The organism is Streptomyces sp. NPDC107581 (assembly GCF_055657175.1).
This window is the reverse complement of sequence record NZ_JBVKBH010000006.1, coordinates 456,961-476,657: the sequence shown is the minus strand read 5'-3', so window position 1 is coordinate 476,657 and position 19,697 is coordinate 456,961. Positions and strand designations below refer to the sequence as shown.

At 69.0% G+C, this 19,697-nt stretch carries 19 protein-coding genes and 1 riboswitch; of the genes, 14 read left to right on the top strand and 5 right to left on the bottom strand.

Annotated elements, in window-relative coordinates:
- Positions 1-43 precede the first annotated feature (43 nt).
- Complete coding sequence (locus ACZ7P3_RS18330) at positions 44-253, bottom strand: hypothetical protein (RefSeq protein ID WP_472082786.1); 210 nt, start codon at positions 251-253, stop codon at positions 44-46.
- A 130-nt stretch (positions 254-383) separates the two neighbouring features.
- On the opposite strand from ACZ7P3_RS18330, the gene ACZ7P3_RS18325 reads away from it, so the two are divergent.
- Complete coding sequence (locus tag ACZ7P3_RS18325; protein ID WP_472082784.1) at positions 384-1,358, top strand: carbohydrate kinase family protein; 975 nt, start codon at positions 384-386, stop codon at positions 1,356-1,358.
- A 136-nt stretch (positions 1,359-1,494) separates the two neighbouring features.
- On the opposite strand, the gene ACZ7P3_RS18320 is transcribed toward ACZ7P3_RS18325, so the two are convergent.
- Positions 1,495-2,871 carry an aminotransferase class V-fold PLP-dependent enzyme gene (locus tag ACZ7P3_RS18320; RefSeq protein WP_472082782.1) on the bottom strand — a complete coding sequence of 459 codons (1,377 nt, stop codon included), beginning with the start codon at positions 2,869-2,871 and terminating at the stop codon, positions 1,495-1,497.
- A 302-nt stretch (positions 2,872-3,173) separates the two neighbouring features.
- Between ACZ7P3_RS18320 and ctaC the strand changes: the two genes are divergently transcribed.
- The 4 genes from ctaC to ACZ7P3_RS18300 all read left to right on the top strand — a co-directional run bounded on the left by ctaC (position 3,174) and on the right by ACZ7P3_RS18300 (position 7,651).
- The gene (gene ctaC / locus ACZ7P3_RS18315; protein ID WP_472082780.1) at positions 3,174-4,133 is read left to right on the top strand and encodes an aa3-type cytochrome oxidase subunit II; all 960 of its coding nucleotides are present in this window, start codon (positions 3,174-3,176) and stop codon (positions 4,131-4,133) included.
- Positions 4,130-5,863 (top strand): aa3-type cytochrome oxidase subunit I, encoded by a 1,734-nt coding sequence (gene ctaD / locus ACZ7P3_RS18310; RefSeq protein ID WP_472082779.1) that lies wholly within the window; start codon positions 4,130-4,132, stop codon positions 5,861-5,863. Before ctaC ends, ctaD begins: the two co-directional genes overlap by 4 nt.
- Entirely contained in the window at positions 5,860-6,258 is a 399-nt protein-coding gene (locus tag ACZ7P3_RS18305) for a cytochrome c oxidase subunit 4 (RefSeq protein WP_472082777.1), read from the top strand. Before ctaD ends, ACZ7P3_RS18305 begins: the two co-directional genes overlap by 4 nt.
- A 130-nt stretch (positions 6,259-6,388) precedes the next feature.
- A complete protein-coding gene (locus tag ACZ7P3_RS18300; RefSeq protein ID WP_472082775.1) occupies positions 6,389-7,651 on the top strand; it encodes a L,D-transpeptidase in 1,263 nt (420 codons plus the stop codon).
- A 96-nt stretch (positions 7,652-7,747) separates the two neighbouring features.
- Here the strand turns inward: ACZ7P3_RS18300 and ACZ7P3_RS18295 are convergent, their stop codons facing one another.
- A complete protein-coding gene (locus ACZ7P3_RS18295) occupies positions 7,748-8,149 on the bottom strand; it encodes a response regulator (RefSeq protein ID WP_472082773.1) in 402 nt (133 codons plus the stop codon).
- Between the two features lie 146 nt (positions 8,150-8,295).
- Between ACZ7P3_RS18295 and ctaE the strand changes: the two genes are divergently transcribed.
- The 6 genes from ctaE to ACZ7P3_RS18265 all read left to right on the top strand — a co-directional run bounded on the left by ctaE (position 8,296) and on the right by ACZ7P3_RS18265 (position 15,451).
- Positions 8,296-8,916 (top strand): aa3-type cytochrome oxidase subunit III, encoded by a 621-nt coding sequence (gene ctaE / locus ACZ7P3_RS18290; RefSeq protein WP_066992847.1) that lies wholly within the window; start codon positions 8,296-8,298, stop codon positions 8,914-8,916.
- A gap of 62 nt (positions 8,917-8,978) precedes the next feature.
- On the top strand, positions 8,979-9,791 hold the full coding sequence (gene qcrC, locus ACZ7P3_RS18285) for a cytochrome bc1 complex diheme cytochrome c subunit (RefSeq protein WP_472082771.1): 813 nt from the start codon (positions 8,979-8,981) through the stop codon (positions 9,789-9,791).
- On the top strand, positions 9,788-10,846 hold the full coding sequence (gene qcrA, locus ACZ7P3_RS18280) for a cytochrome bc1 complex Rieske iron-sulfur subunit (RefSeq protein ID WP_472082769.1): 1,059 nt from the start codon (positions 9,788-9,790) through the stop codon (positions 10,844-10,846). Before qcrC ends, qcrA begins: the two co-directional genes overlap by 4 nt.
- Positions 10,843-12,504, top strand: a complete 1,662-nt coding sequence (qcrB, locus tag ACZ7P3_RS18275; RefSeq protein ID WP_472082767.1) for a cytochrome bc1 complex cytochrome b subunit — start codon at positions 10,843-10,845, stop codon at positions 12,502-12,504. Before qcrA ends, qcrB begins: the two co-directional genes overlap by 4 nt.
- Before the next feature lie 121 nt (positions 12,505-12,625).
- Positions 12,626-13,690 carry an anthranilate phosphoribosyltransferase gene (gene trpD / locus ACZ7P3_RS18270; RefSeq protein ID WP_472082766.1) on the top strand — a complete coding sequence of 355 codons (1,065 nt, stop codon included), beginning with the start codon at positions 12,626-12,628 and terminating at the stop codon, positions 13,688-13,690.
- Between the two features lie 107 nt (positions 13,691-13,797).
- Positions 13,798-13,914, top strand: a riboswitch (SAM riboswitch).
- Between the two features lie 163 nt (positions 13,915-14,077).
- Positions 14,078-15,451 carry an aminotransferase class V-fold PLP-dependent enzyme gene (locus tag ACZ7P3_RS18265; protein WP_472082764.1) on the top strand — a complete coding sequence of 458 codons (1,374 nt, stop codon included), beginning with the start codon at positions 14,078-14,080 and terminating at the stop codon, positions 15,449-15,451.
- 108 nt (positions 15,452-15,559) lie between these two features.
- On the opposite strand, the gene ACZ7P3_RS18260 is transcribed toward ACZ7P3_RS18265, so the two are convergent.
- Complete coding sequence (locus ACZ7P3_RS18260; protein ID WP_472082762.1) at positions 15,560-15,841, bottom strand: Lrp/AsnC family transcriptional regulator; 282 nt, start codon at positions 15,839-15,841, stop codon at positions 15,560-15,562.
- A complete protein-coding gene (locus ACZ7P3_RS18255) occupies positions 15,838-16,641 on the bottom strand; it encodes a rhomboid family intramembrane serine protease (RefSeq protein ID WP_472082760.1) in 804 nt (267 codons plus the stop codon). Before ACZ7P3_RS18255 ends, ACZ7P3_RS18260 begins: the two co-directional genes overlap by 4 nt.
- A gap of 154 nt (positions 16,642-16,795) precedes the next feature.
- On the opposite strand from ACZ7P3_RS18255, the gene ACZ7P3_RS18250 reads away from it, so the two are divergent.
- From ACZ7P3_RS18250 to ACZ7P3_RS18240, 3 genes are all read left to right on the top strand, one after another.
- Positions 16,796-17,035 carry a hypothetical protein gene (locus tag ACZ7P3_RS18250; protein WP_472082758.1) on the top strand — a complete coding sequence of 80 codons (240 nt, stop codon included), beginning with the start codon at positions 16,796-16,798 and terminating at the stop codon, positions 17,033-17,035.
- Between the two features lie 37 nt (positions 17,036-17,072).
- A complete protein-coding gene (locus ACZ7P3_RS18245) occupies positions 17,073-18,416 on the top strand; it encodes an NYN domain-containing protein (RefSeq protein ID WP_472082756.1) in 1,344 nt (447 codons plus the stop codon).
- A gap of 212 nt (positions 18,417-18,628) precedes the next feature.
- A complete protein-coding gene (locus tag ACZ7P3_RS18240; RefSeq protein WP_472082754.1) occupies positions 18,629-19,663 on the top strand; it encodes a C40 family peptidase in 1,035 nt (344 codons plus the stop codon).
- The last annotated feature ends 34 nt before the right edge of the window (positions 19,664-19,697 follow it).

Here is a 19,697-nt window from a genome sequence, read left to right as displayed (position 1 = left end):
CGCGCGAGGGGAGCGCACGGTTCCCGGATGTGCGCCCCTGGTGTCAGTCGCCGTAGTCGGACATCGCGTCGAGCAGCCGGGCGGAGCGCGCCGGCACGCTCACCCCGTGGATCAGCGACGGCGGCACCGGACGCGGGGCGCTGTGCTCGGGAGCCGCCCAGTGCGGGGCCATCCGGGCGCAGTCGCCGCGCAGCGACGCGAGATCGCCTTCGAGGTCGGCCGGAGCGGTCGAGTTGACCTTGAGGTTTGTCATGACGGCACCGTAGGCATGCCGGAGCTCGTACAGAAAGACCTACTATCGGGTAGTTTTGTCAGCTTCAGTGACCGCCCGTGAGCGGGTAGCGTGAACTGTCAATCCAGCCTCCCGCAGGAGAATGCCTGTCGTGCGCATTGCAGTCACCGGCTCCATCGCCACCGACCACCTCATGACCTTCCCCGGCCGCTTCGCCGACCAGTTCGTCGCGGACCAGATGCACACGGTCTCGCTCTCCTTCCTGGTCGACAACCTGGACGTACGCCGGGGCGGCGTCGGCGCGAACATCGCCTTCGGCATGGGTCAGCTCGGGACCAAGCCGATCCTGGTCGGGGCCGCGGGCTTCGACTTCGACGACTACCGTGCCTGGCTCGACCGCCACGGCGTGGACACCGAATCGGTCCGTATCTCCGAGACCCTGCACACCGCCCGCTTCGTGTGCACCACCGACGCCGACCACAACCAGATCGGCTCCTTCTACACCGGCGCGATGAGCGAGGCCCGCCTCATCGAACTGAAGACGGTCGCCGACCGGGTCGGCAGCCTCGACCTGGTCCTCATCGGCGCCGACGACCCGGAGGGCATGCTCCGTCACACGGAGGAGTGCCGCTCCCGCTCGATCCCCTTCGCCGCCGACTTCTCCCAGCAGATCGCCCGCATGGAGGGCGAGGAGATCCGGATACTGCTCGACGGGGCGACCTACCTCTTCTCCAACGAGTACGAGAAGGGCCTGATCGAGTCCAAGACCGGCTGGAGCGACGCCCAGATCCTGGCCAAGGTCGGCCACCGCGTCACCACGCTCGGCTCGCGCGGCGTGCGGATCGAGCGGGTCGGCGAGGACCCGATCGAGGTCGGCTGCGCGCAGGAGGAGCGCAAGGCCGACCCCACGGGTGTCGGCGACGCCTTCCGGGCCGGTTTCCTCTCCGGCCTCGCCTGGGGCGTCTCCCTGGAGCGCGCGGCCCAGGTCGGCTGCATGCTGGCGACGCTCGTCATCGAGACGGTGGGCACGCAGGAGTACCAGCTGCGCCGGGGGCACTTCATGGACCGGTTCGGCAAGGCGTACGGCGCCGAGGCGGCCGAAGAGGTGCAGGCCCACCTGGGCTGAGCACCGCCGTCGGGTGTAGGCGCGTGGGAGCCGGCCGCCCGGTTCCCCGCGCCCCTTCGGCCGCCCGGTTTCCGGCGCCCCTTCGGCCGCCCGGTTTCCGGCGCCCCTTCGGGGGCCCGGGCCCCCGGCTCCCGTCTCAGCTCACCCTGCGGACCAGGTACGCCGTACCCCGCTCGGCCGGCTCCTCGCCCAGGTACTCCTGTCCCCGCATATCGCACCACGCCGGGATGTCCAGCCGGGCCGCCTCGTCGTCCGAGAGCACCCGGACCGTGCCCCCCACCGGCACCTCCCCGAAGACCTTGGCCAGTTCGATGACCGGGATCGGGCACCGCTTGCCGAGGGAGTCGACGACCAGTTCCTCCGCCCGGACCGCGGTCGCGGGAGCCGGTGCCCCCAGCTTCTCGCGCACCCCCGCAACCGCCCCCGGCAGCACCCGCAGGAACCGCTCCACGTCCTCCTCGGCCGTCCCGGGCGGCAGCGACACCCGTACGTTCCCCTCGCTCAGCACGCCCATCGCCTTCAGCACATGGCTGGGCGTCAGGGTGCTGCTGGTGCACGACGAGCCGGACGAGACGGAGAAGCCCTCCCGGTCCAACTCGTGCAGCAGGGCCTCTCCGTCGGCGTAGAGACAGGAGAAGGTGACGATCCCGGGCAGCCGACGCTCGGCATCGCCCACCACCTCCACATCCGGCACCAGCCGGGGCACCCGCACCCGGATCCGCTCCGTCAGCTCCCGCAGCCGTACCGCCTCCTGGGCCGCCTCGGCGCGCACCGCCCGCAGCGAGGCCGCGGCCGCGACGATCGCCGGGAGGTTCTCGAAGCCGGGCGCCCGCCCCGATTCCCGCTCGTCCGCGGGCCCTTGCGCCGCGAAACGCACACCCTTGCGTACGACGAGCAGCCCCACCCCGGGCGGCCCGCCCCACTTGTGGGCGCTCGCCGCCAGCAGCGACCAGTCACCCTCGACCGGACCCCACCCGAGCGACTGCGCGGCGTCCACCAGCACGGGCACCCCGGCGGCCCGGCACACCTCGGCCACCTCCGCCACCGGCTGCACGGTCCCCACCTCGTGGTTGGCCGACTGCAGGCAGGCCAGCGCGGTGTCCTGCCGGAGCGCGGCGGTGTAGTCCGAGGGGTCCACGGTTCCGGCCCGGTTCACGGCCACGCGCGTGACCTCCCCGCCGCCCGCCTCGAACGCCTCCGCCGAATGGAGTACCGAGGAGTGTTCGACGGCTGACACGATCAGGTGGCGCCCGGTCCGCCTCCGCCCGGACAGGGCCCCGGCCGTCCCCCGGTGCACGGCCTGGGTGCCGGACGGAGTGAAGACCAACTCGTCGGCCCGGCACCCCACAAGCTCCGCAACCGCCTCGCGTGCCGCGTCGAGCAGGATCCGGGCCCTGCGCCCTTCCCGGTACAGCCGGGCGGGATCGGCCCACCCTTCGTCCAGGGAAGCCAACAGGGCCTGACGGGCCACGGGGTGGAGGGGGGCGGCGGAAGCGGCGTCGAAGTAGGACACACAGCAACGGTAAATCTTCGCCGGAGCAGCCGGCTCCAAGGGGCGCGAGGGGCGTCGCGACCAGCCACAACGCCCCTCGCCCCCGCACGTCAAACCGCGACAACCCGAGCTATTGGGCGCTCAATCCCACCCTTAAGGAGGGACCGGCGGCGCGTATGGCACCCTCCCCGCGAACCCCTGGAGAGCGTCGGCTAGGGTTTGGTCCGCATAAACATCCAAACCCCTGCCCGACGCAGGGCGGCGACCGACCAGCGAGAAGGCCGCAGCCGACCGCGCGGGCGAGACTCTCGGGAAGGCGCTACGTGAGTCCCAACGGCTCCGACCGCTCGCCGCGGCGCCCGATGCGGCGGAAGCTGCTGCAGGCACTGACCGCGGGCCTGGTCCTGGCGACCGCTACCGGTTGCACATACAAGGACTTCCCCCGCCTTGGTATGCCCACCCCGACCACGGAAGAGGCTCCGCGGATCCTCTCCCTGTGGCAGGGCTCCTGGGCTGCCGCGCTCGCCGTCGGCGTGCTGGTGTGGGGCCTGATCCTGTGGAGCGCCATGTTCCACCGGCGCAGCCGCACCAAGGTCGAGGTTCCTCCGCAGACTCGGTACAACATGCCGATCGAGGCCCTGTACACGGTGGTCCCGCTCATCATCGTCTCGGTGCTGTTCTACTTCACAGCCCGGGACGAGTCGAAGCTCCTGGACCTCTCCAAGAAGCCCGACCTCACGGTCAACGTGGTCGGTTTCCAGTGGAGCTGGGGCTTCAACTACGTCGAGAGCGTTCCCGGTGTCACCGGCAACGCGAAGACCGACAAGAACCTGGACGCCATTCCGGACCGGTTCAAGAAGGACTTCCCGGCGAACGCCGGCGGTGTCTACGACGTCGGTACGCCCGGCACGCGGAACCCGCAGACCGGCAACCCGGGGCCGACGCTCTGGCTCCCCGAAGGCAAGACGGTCCGCTTCGTCCTCACCTCGCGTGACGTCATCCACTCCTTCTGGGTGCTGCCGTTCCTGATGAAGCAGGACGTCATTCCGGGCCACACCAACGCCTTCCAGGTGACCCCCAACCAGCAGGGCACCTTCAGGGGCAAGTGCGCCGAGCTCTGCGGCGTCGACCACTCCCGGATGCTGTTCAACGTGAAGGTCGTCTCCCCGGAGCGCTACGAGCAGCACCTCAAGGACCTCGCGAAGAAGGGGCAGACCGGTTACATTCCCGCCGGCATCGCGCAGACGCCGCACGAGAAGAACCGGGAGACGAACAACCTGTGAGCATCCTCAATGAACCCCAGGGTGCCGCGGCAGCTGAGGACTCGTACGAGAACGAGCTGCCGGTCAGGCGCAAGCAGCCCGGCAATGTCGTGGTGAAGTGGCTGACGACCACCGACCACAAGACGATCGGAACGCTGTACCTCGTCACGTCGTTCGCGTTCTTCCTGATCGGCGGCGTGATGGCGCTGCTCATGCGCGCCGAGCTGGCCCGTCCGGGCCTGCAGATCATGTCGAACGAGCAGTTCAACCAGGCGTTCACGATGCACGGCACGATCATGCTGCTGATGTTCGCGACGCCGCTGTTCGCCGGTTTCACGAACTGGATCATGCCGCTGCAGATCGGCGCGCCCGACGTGGCGTTCCCGCGGCTGAACATGTTCGCCTACTGGCTGTACCTGTTCGGCTCGAGCATCGCCGTCGGCGGCTTCCTCACCCCGCAGGGCGCGGCCGACTTCGGCTGGTTCGCCTACTCCCCGCTGTCGGACGCGGTCCGCTCGCCGGGCATCGGCGCCGACATGTGGATCATGGGTCTGGCCTTCTCCGGCTTCGGCACCATCCTCGGTGCGGTCAACTTCATCACCACGATCATCTGCATGCGTGCCCCGGGCATGACCATGTTCCGCATGCCGATCTTCGTGTGGAACGTGCTGCTGACCGCCGTCCTGGTCCTGCTCGCCTTCCCCGTCCTCGCCGCCGCGCTGTTCGCGCTGGAGGCGGATCGGAAATTCGGGGCGCATGTCTTCGATGCGGCCAACGGCGGAGCATTGCTCTGGCAACACCTCTTCTGGTTCTTCGGCCATCCAGAGGTGTACATCATCGCGCTGCCGTTCTTCGGCATCATCTCCGAGGTCATCCCGGTCTTCTCCCGCAAGCCGATGTTCGGCTACATGGGTCTGATCGCGGCCACCATCGCGATCGCCGGTCTGTCCGTGACGGTGTGGGCCCACCACATGTACGTCACCGGCGGTGTGCTGCTGCCGTTCTTCTCCTTCATGACGTTCCTGATCGCCGTACCGACCGGCGTGAAGTTCTTCAACTGGATCGGCACCATGTGGAAGGGCTCGCTGTCCTTCGAGACGCCGATGCTCTGGGCCACCGGCTTCCTGATCACCTTCACGTTCGGTGGTCTGACCGGTGTCATCCTGGCCTCGCCCCCGATGGACTTCCACGTTTCCGACTCGTACTTCGTGGTGGCCCACTTCCACTACGTGGTCTTCGGCACGGTCGTCTTCGCCATGTTCTCCGGCTTCCACTTCTGGTGGCCGAAGATGACCGGCAAGATGCTGGACGAGCGCCTCGGCAAGATCACCTTCTGGACGCTGTTCGTCGGCTTCCACGGCACCTTCCTGGTCCAGCACTGGCTGGGCGCCGAGGGCATGCCGCGTCGTTACGCCGACTACCTGGCGGCCGACGGCTTCACCACGCTGAACACGATCTCGTCCATCAGCTCCTTCCTGCTCGGCCTGTCGATCCTGCCGTTCCTCTACAACGTGTGGAAGACGGCCAAGTACGGCAAGCCGGTCGGCGTGGACGACCCGTGGGGCTACGGCCGTTCGCTGGAGTGGGCGACCTCCTGCCCGCCGCCCCGGCACAACTTCCTCACCCTGCCGCGGATCCGCAGCGAATCCCCGGCGTTCGACCTGCACCACCCCGAGATCGCCGCCCTCGAGCAGCTTGAGCACGCCGGTCACGGCGCCGCCATTGCGGGCAGCAAGGAGGCCGGCAAGTGAAGATCCAGGGTCGGATGTTCATCTGGCTGAGCGTCTTCATCCTGATCATGGCCATCGTGTATGGCGTGTGGTCGAAGGAGCCGGCCGGTACCACTGCACTCTTCCTGGCCTTCGGCCTGAGCGTCATGATCGGCTTCTACCTGGGCTTCACCGCCCGGCGGGTCGACGCGGGCGCGCAGGACGACAAGGAGGCCGACGTCGCGGACGACGCGGGCGAGCTGGGCTTCTTCAGCCCGCACAGCTGGCAGCCGCTCGCCCTGGGCGTCGGCGGCGCGCTGGCCTTCCTCGGTGTCGCGGTCGGCTGGTGGCTGCTGTACTTCTCGGCACCGATCATCATGATCGGCCTGTTCGGCTGGGTGTTCGAGTACTACCGCGGTGAGAACCGCACCCAGTAGCACGCACCGAACGCATCGGGAGCCCGGACACTCCGCAAGGAGGTCCGGGCTCCTCCTTTTGCCGGAGTGTCCGTCCCTCGTACGAGTTACGTGCCGCGCCAGTACGCTCTCCACCTCATAGCGTGATCGTATGAACCACACTCCGCGGACCCGCACCGTCGTCAGCTGTGCCTTGCTGGTGACCGCCCTCGGCGCGGGCGTCATCGGCTGCGGTTCGGACGGCAACCCCCTGTCGGCCAAGCCGTACGACGCAGCGGACCAGATCTCCTTCAGCGGCTCCACCGATGAGGGCAAGCCGGTCGACCCGGACAAGCCGCTGGAGGTCACCGCCAACAGCGATGACGACCGGATCACCGACGTCACCGCCCAGGACTCCACAGGACGCTATGTGGCGGGCGAACTCGCCGCCGACGGGAGTCGCTGGCACAGCACCTCCCCGCTGGCCGCCAACGCCCACTACACGGTCAGGGTGAGCACGGAGGACGACGACGGTGCGCCCGGCCGCAAGACCCTCACCTTCGACACCAGCAAGCCGACCACCCAGAAGCGCCTGAACGTCACCTTCGGGCCCGACGCGGGCCAGTACGGCGTCGGACAGCCCATCACCGCCCAACTGGACCAGCCGGTCAAGGACAAGGCGCAGCGGGCCGTCGTGGAGCGGGCCCTGAGGGTGGACTCCGCACCGGCCGTGCAGGGCTCCTGGTACTGGGTCAGCGACAAGGAACTCCACTACCGCCCCAAGGAGTACTGGCCCGCGCACGCCACGATCCAGGTGCACAGCAACCTGGACGGAGTCAAGATCAGCGACCGTCTGTGGGGCGGCAAGTCCAAGGCCCTGAAGATCACCATCGGCGACCGCATCGAGGCCGTCACGGACGCCGCCGCCCACCAGCTGACGTTCTACCAGAACGGCCAGCAGATCAATCAGATCCCCGTCACCACGGGCAAACCCGGCTTCGAGACCCGCAACGGCGTCAAGGTCGTCCTGGCCAAGCAGTACTTCGTACGGATGCGCGGCACCACCGTCGGCATCGCCGAGGGCAGCGCGGACTCCTACGACCTGCCGGTCTACTACGCCACCCGGGTGACCTGGTCCGGCGAGTACGTCCACGCCGCGCCCTGGTCCGTGGGCTCACAGGGCTCCGCGAACGTCAGCCACGGCTGCACGGGCATGAGCACCGGCAACGCCGAATGGTTCTTCGAGCACATCCACGAGGGCGACCTCGTCAGGGTCGTCAACTCCAACGGCGACCCGATGGAACCCTTCGGCAACGGCTTCGGCGACTGGAACGTCGACTGGAAGAAGTGGCGTACCGGCAGCGCCCTGGTGAACGGCACCCCGGACGGCCCCGCACCCCAGGACGCCCTGCGCCTGCAGCCGACGGCCCTGTGAGCGCCTGACGGGACGCGCACCCGGGAAGGGGCGCGGGGAACCGCGCGGACGGCCCCACCGGGCCGCGGCCGCGCACGATCCCCGTGCCCCGCCCCTCTAGGCGCTCAGCAAGCGCTTCTGACGGAGCAGGGAGGCCAGGGCAGCGGCGAACTCAACAGGGTCCACCGGCAGCGTCACAGCGGCGTCGGCACGGCTCCACGTAGCCAGCCACGCGTCCTGGGGCCGCCCCATCAACAGCAGCACAGGCGGGCAATTGAACACCTCGTCCTTGATCTGCCGGCACACCCCCATGCCCCCCATGGGCACGGCCTCACCGTCGAGCACGCACACATCGATGCCCCCCTCGGCCAACTCCCGCACGACCGCCTCAGGAGTCGCACACTCCACGAACTCGACCAGGGGCACATCGGGAGCCGGCCTGCGGCCGGAGGCCAGCCGCACCTGTTCCCGTGTGTTGGAGTCGTCGCTGTACACCAGCACCGTAGCGGTCGGCTGCATGCTTCCTCCGGGACGTCGGCGTCGTACGGACAGGGCCGTTTGGGGCGGATGTTACTCCCATGAACACCACGTCAACACCGGTTCGGCGGGCAGCAACACTCCGAACGGCACCCCCCGGAGTGAGGGCGGGATAAGCGACCGACATAATGTCGGTCGTGGCGACAGCAACGACAGTAGAAACCGGGCACGCGCACCCGTCGGTCAACCGGCCGAACCTCACCAGCGTCGGAACCATCATCTGGCTGAGTTCCGAGCTGATGTTCTTCGCGGCCCTCTTCGCGATGTACTTCACCCTGCGATCGGTGACGGGTCCGGCGCACTGGAAGCACATGGCCGAGGCGCTCAATGTGCCCTTCTCCGCGACGAACACCACGATCCTGGTGCTCTCCTCGCTCACCTGCCAGCTCGGCGTGTTCGCGGCCGAGCGCGGGGACGTGAAGAAGCTCCGTGGCTGGTTCATCCTCACCTTCATCATGGGTGCGATCTTCATCGGCGGTCAGATCTACGAGTACACGGAGCTGGTGAAGAAGGACGGGATCTCCCTGTCCTCCGACCCGTACGGCTCGGTGTTCTACCTGACCACCGGCTTCCACGGCATGCACGTGACGGGCGGCCTCATCGCCTTCCTGTTCGTTCTCGGCCGCACCTACGCGGCCAAGCGGTTCACTCACGAGCAGGCGACCGCGGCCATCGTCGTGTCCTACTACTGGCACTTCGTCGATGTGGTCTGGATCGGCCTCTTCGCCACGATCTACCTGATCAAGTAGCCGGGACCGTTCCCGCAATTCCACAAGCATCGACGCAGAAGATCCTGACACCGGGGTAATCCGTGAAAAAGCTCTCCGCACGACGACGCCATCCGCTGGCGGCGGTCGTCGTCCTACTCCTCGCGCTGGCGGCCACTGGGGGGCTGTACGCCGCGTTCGCGCCCGCGAGCAAGGCGCAGGCCGATGAAACCTCCCAGTCCCTGAAGATCCAGGAGGGCAAGAAGCTCTACGAGGTCGGCTGCGCCAGCTGCCACGGCATCGGTGGCCAGGGTTCCTCGGACGGCCCGAGCCTGATCGGCGTCGGCGCTGCGGCCGTGGACTTCCAGGTGGGTACCGGCCGTATGCCGGCCGCCACCTCGCAGGGCCCGCAGGTCGTGAAGAAGAAGAACATCTACACCCAGGACCAGATCAACCAGCTCGCCGCGTACGTCGCGTCGCTGGGCGCCGGTCCCGAGGTGCCGACGAAGCAGCAGTACGGCCCGGACGGCGCGGACATCGGCAAGGGTGGCGAACTCTTCCGCACCAACTGCGCCCAGTGCCACAACTTCACCGGCAAGGGTGGTGCCCTCACCAAGGGCAAGTTCGCACCGGACCTGACCGGCGTCGACCCGAAGCACATCTACGAGGCCATGCAGACGGGCCCGCAGAACATGCCGTCCTTCCCCGACACCACGCTGTCGGAGAAGAACAAGAAGGACATCATCGCGTACCTGCACGCGATCAACGGCAGCGAGACGGAGCAGCCGGGCGGAATGGATCTGGGCGGCATCGGGCCGGTCAGTGAAGGCCTGTTCGCGTGGATCTTCGGCCTCGGTGCCCTGATCGCGGTAGCCGTCTGGGTCGCCGCTCGGACCGCAAAGGCCAAGAAGTCATGAGTAGCCAAGACATTCCAGAAGAGAACCTGCCCGCTGAGCAGGGCCACGCGCACGGCGCCGTGAGCGTCGCGGACGAGGAGAACCCGTTCGCGGACCCGGGGCTGCCGCCTCACGAGCACCGGATCCAGGACATCGACGAGCGGGCCGCCAAGCGGTCCGAGCGCGTCGTCGCCCTGCTGTTCACGGTGTCGATGCTGGCCACCGTCGGCTTCATCGCCTCGTACGTGTCGATCCCGCACGACAAGTCGATCTTCGTCTTCCCGCTCGGACACATCAGCGCGCTGAACTTCGCGCTCGGTCTGACCCTGGGTACGGCGCTGTTCTGCATCGGCGCGGGCGCGGTCCACTGGGCCCGCACCCTGATGTCCGACGTCGAGGTCGCCGCCGAGCGTCACGCCATCGCGGCCTCTCCCGAGGTCCGTGCGCAGGTGCACGCGGACTTCAAGCAGGGCGCCAAGGAGTCGGCGCTCGGCCGCCGCAAGCTGATCCGCAACACGATGTTCGGCGCGCTGGCCCTGGTGCCGCTCTCCGGCGTCATGCTGCTGCGCGACCTCGGTCCGCTGCCCGGCACCTCGCTGCGCCACACGCTGTGGGCCAAGGGCAAGCTGCTCGTCAACATGAACACGAACCAGCCGCTGCGTCCCGAGGACGTCGCCGTCGGTTCGCTGACCTTCGCCAAGCCCGAGGGCCTGGAGGAGACCGACGAGGAGTTCCAGAACGAGATCGCCAAGGCGGCCCTGATGATCATCCGGCTGCAGCCGGACAACATCAAGGACAAGCGCGAGCTCCAGTGGTCGCACGAGGGCATCGTCGCGTTCTCGAAGATCTGCACCCACGTCGGCTGCCCGATCTCCCTGTACGAGCAGCAGACGCACCACGTGCTGTGCCCGTGCCACCAGTCCACCTTCGACCTCTCCGACGGTGCCCGAGTGATCTTCGGTCCCGCCGGTCACGCCCTGCCGCAGCTCCGCATCGGCGTGAACGACGAGGGTTACCTCCAGGCGCTCGGCGACTTCGAGGAGCCCGTCGGTCCTGCATTCTGGGAGCGCGGATGAGTACTGCAGCGAACGAAACGAATCCGTCTGCCGACGGCGCGGCGGGCCGCTCCCGCGGGAAGGCACCGGCCGGCGAGCGGATCGCCGACTGGGCGGACGGCCGGCTCGGGATCTACTCCCTGGCCAAGTCCAACATGCGCAAGATCTTCCCCGACCACTGGTCGTTCATGTTGGGCGAAGTCTGCATGTACAGCTTCCTCATCATCATCCTGACCGGTGTGTATCTGACGCTGTTCTTCCACCCGTCGATGAACGAGGTGGAGTACCACGGCAGCTACGTCCCGCTCCAGGGACAGCTGATGTCCGAGGCGTTCAACTCGACCCTGCACATCTCCTTCGACGTGCGCGGTGGCCTGCTCATCCGGCAGATCCACCACTGGGCCGCGCTGATCTTCCTCGCCGGCATGTTCGTGCACATGATGCGCGTGTTCTTCACCGGCGCGTTCCGCAAGCCGCGTGAGATCAACTGGCTGTTCGGCTTCCTGCTGTTCGTCCTCGGCATGTTCACCGGCTTCACCGGTTACTCGCTCCCGGACGACCTGCTCTCCGGCACCGGTGTCCGCTTCACCGAGGGCGCGATCCTGTCCATGCCGATCGTCGGCACGTACATCTCGTACTTCCTCTTCGGCGGGCAGTTCCCCGGCCACGACTTCGTCGCCCGGTTCTACTCGATCCACATCCTGCTGCTGCCGGGCATCATGCTCGGCCTGATGGTGGGCCACCTGATCCTGGTCTTCTACCACAAGCACACGCAGTTCGCGGGTCCCGGAAAGAGCGAGAAGAACGTCGTCGGCATGCCGCTGCTGCCGGTGTACATGGCCAAGGCGGGCGGCTTCTTCTTCCTGGTCTTCGGTGTGATCGCGGCCATCGCCGCGGTGACCCAGATCAACCCGATCTGGGCCATGGGTCCCTACCGTCCCGACCAGGTGTCCACCGGCGCCCAGCCCGACTGGTACATGGGCTTCGCCGAGGGTCTGGTCCGCTACATGCCGGGCTGGGAGATCAACTTCTGGGGTCACACGCTCGTCCTGGGCGTGTTCATCCCGCTGGTGCTCTTCGGCCTGGTCCTGGGCGTGATCGCGCTCTACCCGTTCATCGAGTCCTGGGTCACCGGCGACAAGAGCGAGCACCACATCCTGGACCGCCCGCGCAACGCCCCGACCCGTACCGCGTTCGGCGCGGCCTGGGTCACGGTGTACATGATCGGCCTGGTCGGTGGTGGCAACGACCTCATCGCCACCCACTTCCACCTGTCGATCAACGACGTGACCTGGTTCGTCCGGATCTTCTTCTTCGCCGGACCGGTCATCGCGTTCCTCATCACCAAGCGGATCTGCCTCGGCCTGCAGCGCCGCGACCGCGACAAGGTGCTGCACGGTCGTGAGACCGGCATCATCAAGCGCCTGCCGCACGGTGAGTTCATCGAGGTGCACGAGTCGCTCAGCCAGGAGCAGCTGCACACCCTCACGGCGCACCACCAGTACGAGCCGGCCGAGATCGGCCCGACGGTCGACGAGAACGGTGTCGAGCGGAAGGTGAAGGGGTCCGAGAAGCTGCGCGCCAAGCTCAGCAACGCCTACTACGGCGAGGACAACCAGATCCCGAAGCCCACTGCCGAGGAGTACAAGGAGATCACGAGCGGCCACGGCCACCACTGATCCCCGCGTCGCCACGCCACGCTGAAGGGCCCCGTCCGGCTTCCGGACGGGGCCCTTCGCCCTGTCCCGGGCTGGATAGGGTGGGATCACACTGTTCTGCCACGACACACAGGAGCGGCTGATGAGCGCTGTGACCCCCGCTGGAGGCGACACCGCGGCGGGCCGTTCCTGGCCCGCCCTGCTGAACGGGCTGCTGGACGGCCGGGACCTGTCCGCCGACGACACGGCCTGGGCGATGGACCTGATCATGCGCGGGGAGGCGACCGACGCGCAGATCGCCGGGTTCATGGTGGCCCTGCGGTCCAAGGGCGAGACGGTGGAGGAGATCACCGGTCTCGTGCGGACCATGTACGAGCACGCCAATGTGATCGAGGTGCCGGGGCCGGCCGTCGACATCGTCGGCACCGGCGGCGACGGCGCCAAGACGGTGAACATCTCCACGATGTCGTCGATCGTGGTCGCCGGCACCGGGGCGAAGGTGGTCAAGCACGGCAACCGCGCCGCGTCCTCCGCCTCCGGGTCCTCCGACGTCCTGGAGAAGCTCGGCATCAATCTGAACCTGACCCCGCAGCGGGTCGCCGAGGTCGCCGAAGAGGCCGGCATCACGATCTGCTTCGCGGTGAAGTTCCACCCGTCGCTGCGGTTCGTCGCCCCCGCGCGCGGCCAGCTGGGGATCCGTACGACCTTCAATGTCCTCGGTCCGCTCACCAATCCGGCCAAGGTGCGGGCCCAGGCCGTCGGGGTCGCCGACCCGCGCATGGCGCCGATCGTGGCCGGGGTCCTCGCCGAGCGCGGCAACTCCGCCCTGGTCTTCCGCGGGGACGACGGCCTGGACGAGCTGACCACCACGTCCACCTCCCGGGTGTGGGTGGTCCGGGACGGCAAGGTCACCGAGGAGAGCTTCGACCCGCGGGACGTCGGCCTCGACCTGGTGCCCGTGGAGGCCCTGCGCGGCGCCGACGCGTCGTACAACGCCGAGGTGGCGCGGCGCGTGCTGGACGGGGAGAAGGGGCCCGTCCGGGACGCGGTACTGCTGAACTCCGCGGCCGCGCTCGTCGCGCTGCGGCCGACGCGGGCGCCGCTGGCCGAGCAGCTCCGCTCCGGCATGGCCGAGGCGGCCGAGGCGATCGACTCGGGCGCGGCCAAGCGGGCACTGGAGCGCTGGGTCGCCGCCAGCAACCGGTAGCGGCACCGGTGGGGACGGTCGCCGCCGCGGCGGATGCCCAGGATCCGCATCCCGGAATCCGGACAGAAGTTGCGCGGCGGCGATCAGCTCGACTACTTTCCTGATCAGGTCATGAGTGACAGCCAAGAGGCCCCGGCCGGCTGTCCGGCAACCCTCCGTCCGTGGCGGGGTGCCCCGGGTGAAGACCAGGTCGTAGGCAGCGAGGTCTACGGCAAGCGCGGACCCCTCGTACACCAGGGGTCCTGGTCCTCGAGGGAGCCTTCCGTGAGCAAGCGAATGCGATAGGGCGTAGAGCCCCGCCTCCGCATCCCCCTTTTCACCCGCCTCCGTGCTTGAGCCACGTCCGCTCGCACGGCGGTTCGCCCTTGCCTCTCACGGGAGTTCGCCATGTCCGTCTTCACCGCTGCCGCCGATCAGTCCGTCTGCCGCGACACCTCGCAGCCCCTGCCCGTTCTGGGCCGGGATGTCACCGTCCCGCTCGTGACGGGCGGCGAAGTCACCTACGCCGCGCTCGACTACGCGGCCAGCGCCCCCGCCCTCCAGCGCGTCTGGGACGACGTGGCGGCCTACGCGCCGTACTACGGCAGCGTCCACCGCGGCGCCGGCTACCTCTCGCAGCTCTCCACCGACCTCTTCGAGAACGCCCGCAGGACGGTCGCCGAGTTCCTCGACTGCCGCGCGGCCGACCAGGTGATCTTCACCCGGTCGACCACGGACTCCCTGAACCTGCTCGCCCGCGCGCTCCCCGCCGACTGCCAGGTCTTCGTCTTCGAGACCGAGCACCACGCCTCCCTGCTGCCCTGGCAGGACGCCCGCGTCACCTTCCTCGACGCCCCGCGCACCCCCGAGCAGGCCGTCCGGACCCTGGAGCGGGCGCTGGCCGACCGCGCACCCCACGGCCCGGCCCTGGTCTGCGTCACCGGCGCCTCCAACGTCACCGGCGAGCTGTGGCCCGTGCGCGAGCTGGCCGCCGCCGCCCACGCGCACGGTGCCCGGATCGTCCTGGACGCCGCCCAGCTGGCCCCGCACCACCCGGTGTCGCTCCAGGACCTGGACGTGGACTGGGTCGCCTTCTCCGGCCACAAGCTCTACGCGCCCTTCGGCTCCGGCGTCCTGGCCGGCCGCGCCGACTGGCTGGTCGCGGCCGAGCCGTACCTCGCGGGCGGCGGCGCCAGCCGCAAGGTCACCCGGCGCGAGGACGGGGGAGTGGCCGTGGAGTGGCACGAGACGGCGGCCCGCCACGAGGCCGGCTCCCCGAACGTCATCGGCGCCTACTCCATCGCCTCCGCCTGCAAGGCGCTCACGGAAGCCGGTTTCGAGACCCTCGTCGCCCGCGAGCAGCACCTGATCTCCCGGGTCCGCGAGGGCCTGGCCACGGTCCCCGAGGTCAGGATCCTCTCCCTCTTCGGCGACGAGGCACCGCGCGTCGGCGTGATCAGCTTCGTGGTGGACGGCTGGAACAGCTCCCACTTCGCCGCCGCGCTCTCCGCCGAGTACGGCATCGGCGTCCGCGACGGCCTCTTCTGCGCCCACCCGCTGGTGCGCACCCTGCTGGGCTCCGGCCCCGGGGCCCAGGGCGAGTGCGGCGCCCCCGAGGCCGCGCCCGGCGAGAAGTCCCTGAACGCCATCCGGGTCAGCTTCGGCGCGGGCACCCCGGACGAGCACGTCGAGCGGTTCGTGGGCGCCGTACGGGAACTGGTCGCGGACGGCGCCAAGTGGCAGTACCGCACGGAGGACGGCCGCTGCGTCCCGGCCGTGTGAGGCCGGCCCGAGGACGAGAAGGGGCGCGGGGAACCGCGCGACAGGCCACGGACGGCCCCGGTCGCGCACGGACCGCGCCCTGCGGACGCCCGGGCGGTCTTCGGACGATCAGTTGTCCAGCCCGATGGAGAACGCCGCCTCCAGGTCGTGCTGCGAGTACGTGCGGAAGGCGACGTGCGTGTCCGTGGCCTCGACACCGGGGATCTTGCTGATGTGCCCCGGGATCACGTCGGCCAGATCCTCGTGCTGCCGTACCCGGACCATGGCGATCAGGTCGTACGTGCCGGTGACGGAGAAGACCTCGCTGACGGACTCCAGCGAGGCGATCTGCTCCGCGATCTCGGGGATCCGGTCCACGCTGGTCTTGATCAGGACGATCGCGGTGATCACGACGGGTTCTCTCCCTCGGGTGCCGGAACCGGTGCGGACTTCACTCTAGTCGCCCGTACGTCTCCCACCACCGCCGTTGCGGGGCGGCCCGTCGGCCCCCGCTTCCTTCCGTAGCGCGCCCACGCGTAGCCGAAGCCCACGCAGAAGCCCACCAGGTGGGCGAGGTACGCCACCCCGGGCCCCTGGCCCGCCCGGCCCGCCGCGAGCCACTGCAGGGCGGCCCAGAAGGGCAGTACGACCCAGGCGGGGAACCGCATCGGCAGGAAGAACAGGAAGGGGAGGAGACTGGTGACACGGGCGTGGGGGAACAGGTACAGGAACGCACCGAGGACCGCCGAGATCGCCCCGGAGGCGCCCACCAGCGACTGCTCGGAGGCGCTGTTGGCGGCCGCGTAGCCGAGCAGGGCCAGGTAGCCGCAGCCGATGTAGAAGAGGGTGAACTCCACCCGGCCCATCCGTTCCTCGGTCATCACCCCGAAGACGAAGAGGAAGAGCATGTTGCCGAGCAGATGCACCCAGCTGCCGTGCACGAACAGGGCGGTGGCCGGGGTCAGTGCCTCGCGGGCGGGCTTGTCGAACAGCTCGGCCGGGACCACCCCCCAGTGCCGGAAGTACGCGCGCTGCGCGGCCGCCAGCGCCTCCCCGGAGCCGTACACCGGAGCCAGCCCCGAGGCCGGGCCCAGCGCGAAGATCAGACAGCACAGGACGATGAGGCCGTACGTCATCGGTGCGGAGGAGTCCCGGACCGCCCTGAGCGCCCTGAGTGTGCCGTGGGCCGCCGTGCTCCAGGTGTTGATCATGACTACAGAGCATGACGTAACGGGACGCAAGCCGACAGACCGCCTCGCCGCCGCAGACAGACGGGCGGCGAGCAGCCGCCAGGCCGTAGGGTTACGAGCCACACGCGTCGGGGAGCGGCGCGGACCGACCCGAGCAAGGAAGCGAACAGCCACGATGACGGTTCCCCTGCCGACCGCCACGACGCGATGGCGCTGCACTCTCTGCGGCAACCTCACCCGCTTCGATGTGACCCGCTCGTCGAAGGTGGTCGAGTACGTCCACCTCGACCTGGCGGGCGAGCCGACGGTCGAGGAGCGCGAGGTGGTCAGTGAGACCATCGACTCCGTCCGCTGCCGCTGGTGCAACGCGGCGGACCAGGTGGAACTCGTGGACAGGCCGGGCGCCGGCTCCTGAACGGAGCGGGCCCCGTACAGGTATTGGGGTGTGACGGATGGTGGAGACCGCAGGCGGGGGGCCGGGCGACGGCACCGCTGAGGTGCTTGACCGTCCGCTGCCCGACGGCGTGCGCCGGCGCGTCGTGCAGATCGTCTCGGACGGCTTCGGCGGACTGACCGTGGCGGAACTGCCCGCCCAGCTCAGGCAGTACGCCCGGTTCACTCCGAGCAGGCGCGCCAAGTTCGCCGGGAACGCGATGGCGGCAGCGCTGGAGAACGATCCGCTGTTCCGGCAGCGGATCGGGGAGAAGTTCAGAGAGGTGCAGCCGGAGCTCTCCGGCGCCCTCGACTCCGGCTCGCCGCCCCCGGCCGCGGATCCGCTCGACGTGGCGGCCGCGGCCTACGTACTGCGCCCCGCGGGCTGGGTGAAGCTGGTCACCGCGGCCGGCGAGGAGGCCCAGCGTGCCGACGCCGAGCGGGCCGACGAGGAGAGCCGGGCCGAACTGGAGCGGCTGCGCGCGGAACTCGTCCAGGCCCGGGAGCAGACCCGGGCGGAGACCGAACGGCTGCGCGGCGAGCTGGATTCGGCGAAGCGGGAAGCGGAATCGCTTCACCGGAAACTGCGCGCCGCGCTCAGCGACGTCAAGCGCGGGGAGGCCGCGCTGCGCAAGGTGCACGCCGAGATCGAGGCCGTGCGCGCCGAGGGGCAGACGCAGGTGTCGGCCGCCGAGAGCGAGTCCCGGCGGCTCAAGGCCCGCCTGGGCGAGGCCGAGGCCGCGCTGGAGGCTGCCCGCAGGGCGGCCCGCGAGGGCCGCAGCGTCGAGGACATGCGGGTACGGCTGCTCCTCGACACCCTGCTGGACGCCACCCAGGGGCTGCGCCGGGAGCTCGCGCTGCCGCCGGTCTCCGTGCGCCCGGCCGAGACCGTGGACGCGGTCGAACCGGGACGGATGACCCCGAAGGACATCGCGGCCCGGGCGCTGTCCGAGAACGACCCCGCGATCCTGGACCAGTTGCTCGCGCTGCCGCAGGCGCACCTGGTGGTCGACGGCTACAACGTCACCAAGACCGGCTATCCGCAGATGCCGCTGGAGAAGCAGCGGCTGCGGCTCCTGGGCCAGCTCTCGGCGCTCGCCGCGCAGACCGGTGCCGAGGTGACCTGTGTCTTCGACGGCGCCGAACTCGCCGCGCCGGTGCTGCTCGCGCCGCCGCGCGGGGTGCGGGTGCTGTTCTCCAAGCCGGGGGTCACGGCGGACGAGCTGATCCGCCAGCTCGTGCGCGCGGAGCCGCCGGGCCGTCCGGTCATCGTCGCCTCGACCGACCGGGAGGTGGCCGACGGGGTCGCCAGGGCGGGTGCCCGACCGGTCGCCTCTGCGGTACTTCTGAAGCGACTGTCCTGAAGGTGCAACGCGCATATGCAATGCCCGAATTGACCGAACCGTCACGCAACGTAGCGTCAATCGAGCATCACTGCACGTGCGTTATGTGCAAAGAATGCATTGCGTGACGGTGTTTTTTGGCGTCAGGATTTGAACTGATCACAACTGGGTCACTAGGGTCTGGGCTCGAACCTCCGAACGGGTGAACACTCACAAGAAGGAGTTCGTCCTCCGTGGCGTCCCACCGTCGACCCAAGCAGCAGAGCCGCACGCGTGTCACCGTGCTGACCACCGCAGCAGCCGCTGCCGTCGCGCTGAGCGCGAACGCCGCCAACGCCGCACCGAGCGAGAAGCTCAGCAAGGACCAGGTCAAGGCGAAGGTCGACAAGCTCTACGAGCAGGCGGAGCAGGCCACCGAGAAGTACAACGGGGCCAAGGAGAAGCAGCAGAAGCTGCAAAAGGAAATATCGACCATCCAGGACAATGTGGCCCGCGGTCAGCAGGAGCTGAACAAGCTGCGCGACGGCCTCGGTTCACTGGCGACCGCCCAGTACCGCTCCGGTGGCATCGATTCCTCGGTCCAGCTCTTCCTGTCCTCCAACCCGGACGACTTCCTCGACAAGGCCTCCACGCTCGACCAGTTGAGCAGCCAGCAGGTCGAGTCCCTGAAGAAGATCCAGGACAAACAGCGCGAACTCGCCCAGGAGCGCGCCGAGGCCACCGAGAAGCTCAAGGACCTCGCCTCCACCCGCACGGAGCTGGGCAACAAGAAGAAGGAAGTCCAGGGCAAGCTCGCCGAGGCGCAGAAGATCCTCAACAGCCTGACCGCCAAGGAGAAGGCGGATCTCGCCGCCCAGCAGCAGCGCGCCGACCGCTCCTCCAGCGAGCGTGTGCACCTCGGCGACACCCCGCCCGCCTCCGGGCGCGCCGGGGCTGCCTTCTCCGCCGCCCAGAGCCAGATAGGCAAGCCCTACGTCTACGGCGCCACCGGCCCCTCCTCCTTCGACTGCTCGGGCCTGACCTCCTGGGCCTACGCCCAGGCCGGCGTCTCCATACCGCGCACCTCCGAGGCCCAGGCGAACATCGGCACCCGGATCAGCTCCGCCGGCGATCTGCAGGTCGGCGACCTGGTCTTCTTCTACGGCGACCTGCACCACGTCGGCCTCTACGCCGGCAACGGCCAGGTGCTGCACGCCCCGCACACCGGCGCCGTGGTCCGCTACGAGGCCATGGCCGACATGCCCTTCCAGTTCGGTGTCCGGGTCTGATCCGTCCCCACGTCAGGACGAGGTGACGCCCGAA

Excerpts from the sequence above, each read along its gene's own strand:
- ACZ7P3_RS18245 (WP_472082756.1), top strand. The coding sequence starts at position 17,073 with ATGGTGGAGACCGCAGGCGGGGGGCCGGGCGACGGCACCGCTGAGGTG.
- qcrA (WP_472082769.1), top strand. The coding sequence starts at position 9,788 with ATGAGTAGCCAAGACATTCCAGAAGAGAACCTGCCCGCTGAGCAGGGC.
- ctaE (WP_066992847.1), top strand. The coding sequence starts at position 8,296 with ATGTCGGTCGTGGCGACAGCAACGACAGTAGAAACCGGGCACGCGCAC.
- ACZ7P3_RS18255 (WP_472082760.1), bottom strand. The coding sequence starts at position 16,641 with ATGATCAACACCTGGAGCACGGCGGCCCACGGCACACTCAGGGCGCTC.
- trpD (WP_472082766.1), top strand. The coding sequence starts at position 12,626 with ATGAGCGCTGTGACCCCCGCTGGAGGCGACACCGCGGCGGGCCGTTCC.
- ACZ7P3_RS18265 (WP_472082764.1), top strand. The coding sequence starts at position 14,078 with ATGTCCGTCTTCACCGCTGCCGCCGATCAGTCCGTCTGCCGCGACACC.
- ACZ7P3_RS18330 (WP_472082786.1), bottom strand. The coding sequence starts at position 253 with ATGACAAACCTCAAGGTCAACTCGACCGCTCCGGCCGACCTCGAAGGC.
- ACZ7P3_RS18250 (WP_472082758.1), top strand. The coding sequence starts at position 16,796 with ATGACGGTTCCCCTGCCGACCGCCACGACGCGATGGCGCTGCACTCTC.
- ACZ7P3_RS18295 (WP_472082773.1), bottom strand. The coding sequence starts at position 8,149 with ATGCAGCCGACCGCTACGGTGCTGGTGTACAGCGACGACTCCAACACA.
- ACZ7P3_RS18300 (WP_472082775.1), top strand. The coding sequence starts at position 6,389 with ATGAACCACACTCCGCGGACCCGCACCGTCGTCAGCTGTGCCTTGCTG.
- qcrB (WP_472082767.1), top strand. The coding sequence starts at position 10,843 with ATGAGTACTGCAGCGAACGAAACGAATCCGTCTGCCGACGGCGCGGCG.